Source organism: Myxococcus vastator (genome assembly GCF_010894475.1).
GTDB classification, from domain to species: Bacteria; Myxococcota; Myxococcia; order Myxococcales; family Myxococcaceae; genus Myxococcus; species Myxococcus vastator.
Window position 1 is genome coordinate 1 of the sequence record NZ_JAAIYB010000569.1, and the last position, 4606, is coordinate 4606.

At 71.2% G+C, this 4606-nt stretch carries 4 protein-coding genes; 3 read left to right on the forward strand and 1 reads right to left on the reverse strand.

Going from position 1 to position 4606, the window contains the following annotated elements:
• The first annotated feature begins 82 nt into the window (after window positions 1–82).
• Entirely contained in the window at window positions 83–1564 is a 1482-nt protein-coding gene (locus tag G4D87_RS34010; protein ID WP_163786837.1) for a trypsin-like peptidase domain-containing protein, read from the forward strand.
• Window positions 1565–1586: 22 nt separating this feature from the next.
• Window positions 1587–2180 (forward strand): SGNH/GDSL hydrolase family protein, encoded by a 594-nt coding sequence (locus G4D87_RS34015; RefSeq protein ID WP_163786838.1) that lies wholly within the window; start codon window positions 1587–1589, stop codon window positions 2178–2180.
• 4 nt (window positions 2181–2184) lie between these two features.
• Here the strand turns inward: G4D87_RS34015 and G4D87_RS34020 are convergent, their stop codons facing one another.
• Window positions 2185–4122 carry a GGDEF domain-containing protein gene (locus G4D87_RS34020; RefSeq protein WP_163786839.1) on the reverse strand — a complete coding sequence of 646 codons (1938 nt, stop codon included), beginning with the start codon at window positions 4120–4122 and terminating at the stop codon, window positions 2185–2187.
• 178 nt (window positions 4123–4300) lie between these two features.
• On the opposite strand from G4D87_RS34020, the gene G4D87_RS34025 reads away from it, so the two are divergent.
• Window positions 4301–4606 (forward strand): laccase domain-containing protein (locus tag G4D87_RS34025; RefSeq protein WP_163786840.1); only part of this gene is annotated, 306 nt, incomplete at its 3' end.

Genomic DNA, 4606 nt, shown 5'->3' on the forward strand with positions numbered 1-4606 from the left:
GGGTGGGGCGATGTGTCCTCCTCTCGCCACGACAGGCGGTTTGGCTTGCGGGGCAGGTTTTCGGCTTTAGCTTGGTCTGCATATGAACCGTTCGACCGTCTCGTTCCGGAAGGCGCTCGTCGCCGCGCTCCTGGTCGCGTTGCCTCCCGCCGCGGCTGTCGCCCAGGCGCCGAAGTCGCCTCCCGCGGCCACCCAGCCGGGCGCCGGCAACGTCCTCCAGCCCGCGACACGGGAGGCCCAGACGCTCCCGTCGCTGGCGCCGCTGGTGGAGTCGGTGAAGTCAGCGGTGGTCAACGTGGACGTGCAGGCCCGAGGCGGCGGCATGCCGCGTGGGATGGAGGACAACCCGCTCTTCGAGCGCTTCTTCGGTGGAGGCCGCGAGGGCGGCAGTCAGCGCCGCGAGCCGCTGCGCCAGGGCGCGGGCTCTGGCTTCATCATCGACCCGAAGGGCGTCGTCCTCACCAACAACCACGTGGTGGAGGATGCCGTCAGCATCACCATCCGCTTGGACGACGGACGCAGCTTCAGCGGCGAAGTGGTGGGGCGGGATCCGCTCACGGACGTGGCGCTCGTGCGGCTCAAGGAGAAGGTGGAGAACCTGCCCACCGTGAAGCTGGGCGACTCGGATGCGCTGCGCGTGGGGGACTGGGTGGTGGCCATCGGCAATCCCTTCGGTCTGGCCTCCAGCGTCAGCCTGGGCATCGTCTCCGCGCGGGCCCGTGAGATTGGGGCCAGCCAGTACGACGAGTTCCTCCAGACGGACGCGGCCATCAACCCGGGCAACTCGGGCGGTCCGCTCTTCAACATGAAGGGCGAAGTGGTGGGCATCAACACCGCCATCGTCGGCGGTGGCTCCGGCATCGGCTTCGCGGTGCCCAGCACGCTCATCGGCTCGCTGCTGCCGCAGCTGGAGAAGGAAGGCTCCGTCACGCGCGCGTGGTTGGGCGTGGGCATCCAGGACTTGACGCGGGACCTGGCCAGCGCGCTCAAGCTCTCCGTGAATGAAGGCGCCATCCTCACGCAGGTGATGCCGTCTTCTCCCGCGGCGAAGGCGGGCCTGAAGCAGGATGACGTCGTCGTCGCCATCGACGGGCGGACCGTCACCTCCAGCGGCGAGCTGACGCGCACCGTGGCGCTCAAGCGTCCCGGGAGCACGTCCACGTTGACGCTCTTCCGCGACGGCAAGAAGCGAGACGTGAAGGTGGCGCTGGGCACGCGGCCGGACCTGGAGGGCGTGGCCTCGGCGAAGCAGCGGCCGGAGGACTCGCAGGAGAGCTCCCGTCGCGTGGGCGTCAGCCTCCAGAACCTGGACGCGCGCACCGCGCAGCAGGCCGGCTTCACCGACAGCAGCGGCGCGCTCATCACCGACGTGGTGCCCGGCTCGCCGGCGGACCGCGCGCAGCTGGAGCCCGGCATGGTCGTCATCGAGGCCAACCGCAAGAAGGTGGAGAACGCGGACGCCCTGGCCCGCATCATCAAGGGCGCTGCGTCCGGGAGCACCTTGCTGCTCCGCGTGACGGCGCCGGGCGGGGCTCGCAACCTGCGCGCCCTGCGGGTGCCGTGAGTCCGGAGCGAGGGAGCGGCGGATGAGCGTCAACTACGTCGCGCTGGGAGACAGCTCGGCCGTGGGCGTGGGGGCGGCGCGAGGTGGGGGCTACCCAGAACGCCTCGCCTCCCGGCTGCGCGCGGGCGGCCTCCCCGTGGGCCTCAGCAACCTGGGGCAGAGCGGCGCGCGCATCCGCGACGTCTTCACGGGGCAGGTGAAGCGCGCCGTGGCCGCGCAGCCCACGCTGGTGACGCTGGGCATCGGGACGAATGACGTCTGGCGCGGCACGCCCCTGGAGGACTTCCAGGACGACCTGGACCGCATCGCCCGCCGGTTGAAGCAGACCGGGGCGCCGCTGGTGGTGGTGAACCTCGTGGACCTGGCGCTGGCCCCGATGGCGCGGCTGGTGCCCGCGGCGCTGTACGAAGGGCGCATCGAGCCCTTCAACGCCGCCATCGCGGAGGTGGCCCGGGTGCACGGCATGCACCACGTGGACCTCTTCACGGCGAGCAAGGTCATGATTCCCAAGGGCCCGCACTTCTTCTCGGAGGACGGCTTCCATCCGTCCGCCGAGGGTTATGAGGCGTGGGCGGACCTGATGCTGCCCACCGTGCAGACGCTCGTGAGCCGCTGAGCGCCTACGCCTTGGCCACGCCACCCGGAGGCTTGGGGGCGGCTGTCACGGAGGGAGGCTCGGCCGCGGGCGTGTGCGGGCCCCGCTCGCGGCCCGGGTGCAGCTCCATGCCGGCCTCGTACAGGGTGGTGCGGTTGCGGCCGGTGCGCTTGCTGAAGTAGAGCGCCGCGTCCGCGCTGTCCACCAGCTCCTCCTGGGAGGAGGCGTCGGAGGGGAAGTGCGACACGCCAATGGACACCGTGACGTGGTTTCCCGGCAGGCCCGGCTGGACCAGCGCCACGGACTCCGCCACCGCGCGGCGCAGCTTCTCCGCGACCTCCATGGCCTCCGTCTTGTTCGTCTGAGGCAGGAGGATGACGAACTCCTCGCCGCCGTAGCGCGCCAGCGTGTCCACCTTGCGCACGCGCAGCCGCAGCACGTCGCACACCCGGCGCAGCGCCTCGTCACCCACGCGGTGGCCGGCCAGGTCGTTGATGCGCTTGAAGTGGTCCACGTCCACCATGAGCAGCGCCAGCGGGGTGCCGAAGCGGTTCGCTCGCGCCAGCTCCAGCTCCATGCGCTGGAAGAGGTGGCGGCGGTTGGGCACGCCCGTGAGCGGGTCCGTCATGGTGAGCTTCACCGTCTCCGCGTGCAGCCGGGCGTTCTTCACCGCCGTGGCCACCACGTCCGCCACCGCGGTGAGCAGCTCGATTTCCTCGGCGGAGAAGCTGGCCACGTGGGGGCGCTGGAAGTTCATCACGCCCAGCAGCGTCTCCATGTGCACCATGGGCGCCGCCAGCAGCGCGCCGGTGTTCAGCCCGCCCTTCACCAGGTCCGGCCTGGCGAATACGCTGGAGCGGTCCGCCGTGTCCGGCAGGTACACCGCCTTTCGCGTCTCAGCCGCACGGCCGCAGGCGCCCTCGCCCAGTGCGAACGTGAGGCCCTCCGCGCCGCGGCCCTCCGGCCAGGCGTGCTTGATTTCCAGCAGGCCCTCCGGGTTCATCAACATGATGGAGAACTCGGGGATGCGCAGCCGCTCCGTCACCAGGCGGGTGACGGCGTCCAGCAGCTCATCCAGCTCCAGCGTGGCGTTGAGCGAGCGCGCCACGTCGAAGAGCAGCGCCAGCTCCTTGAGGCGGTCCTCCAGCTCGTCCTTGAGGGCCAGCTTCTCCTTCACCAGCTCCAGGTCGCGGTGGGTGTCGATCTCCTCCGCCTTCATGGAGGTGAGCCGCGCCAGCATCTGGTTGAAGGCCGCGCCCAGCCGCGCGAACTCGTCGGTGCCCCGCGCCTCAGCGCGCACCAGCAGGTCGCCTGCCTCCGCGCGCCGCATGGCCGCGCTCAGCTTGCGCAGCGGGCGGGTGAGGACGAAGTGCAGCGCCAGCCCGGTGATGAGCGCCAGCAGCACCACGAAAAGGCCCATGGAGCCGAGCGCCGCGCCGAACACGGACGACAGCTCCTGGTGCAGCGCCGGCTCCGCCATGCGCAGCTGCAGGATGCTGGCGCCCGGCACGTCGCCAGCGGTGTGGCAGCCGGCGCACTCCGGCCCGCCGAGGGGGCGGATGACCTCCGTCATCCGCGCCACCGAGCGCGCCCGCTCGGGGCCCGGGGCCGTCAGCCGCGCGGCCTCCGGGTGCGTCGTGCCCTCTTCACCCGTGCGGCGGGACCAGAGGATGCGCCCGTCCGGCGTCAGCACCCGGACGTCCTCCACCGAGCGGAAGAGCCGGGTGTCGGAGCGCATCACCTCCGTCACCGCGCCATGGGCCGGAGCCCCGCGCGCCTGCGGAAGGGTGAAGGTGGACGCGACGAACTCCGCCAGCGCCAGCGACTCCACCTGGGTGGCGTCCTGGACCGCGACCCGCGCCTCACGCCAGAAGTGGCCGACGCCCAGCAGCGCCACGAGCAGCCCGGGCAGGGCGATGCTCCACAGCAGCTTGCGACCAACGGTGTCGGGACCCAGGGGCATGCGGGTGCTCGCGGCTCTCGAGCGCGGGGTTGCGGATGGGTTGCACGGAGTTCAGGCGGTCCGTGAATTGTCAGTTGGCTGACGCTACCTGTCAAACGAAGCGGTGAAATCATCCTACGATTGCGCTGACGCTGGATCACCTCCTGGTGCATCAATCAGGTGGATTCCTGGAGATTCCATGTCGACCGAGTTTCTCACCTCCGCGCTGCTGCCCGTGCCGCACGGCTTCGCCACCCGCGCTGGCGGCTGCTCGGAGGGCCCCTACGCGTCACTCAACCTGGGGTTCTCCGTGGGCGACGAGCGGGCGCGCGTGGAGGAGAACCACCGCCGCCTGGCACGGGCCGCTGGCGCGCCGCTCGAGGCGCTGAGCCGCGTGTCGCAGGTGCATGGTGATCGCGTGGTGGAGGCCCGGAGCGGGGAGGGAGCCCAGGGGCTGCGCCCCACGGAGGGGGAGGCGGACGGACTGTGGACGCAGGCACCGGGG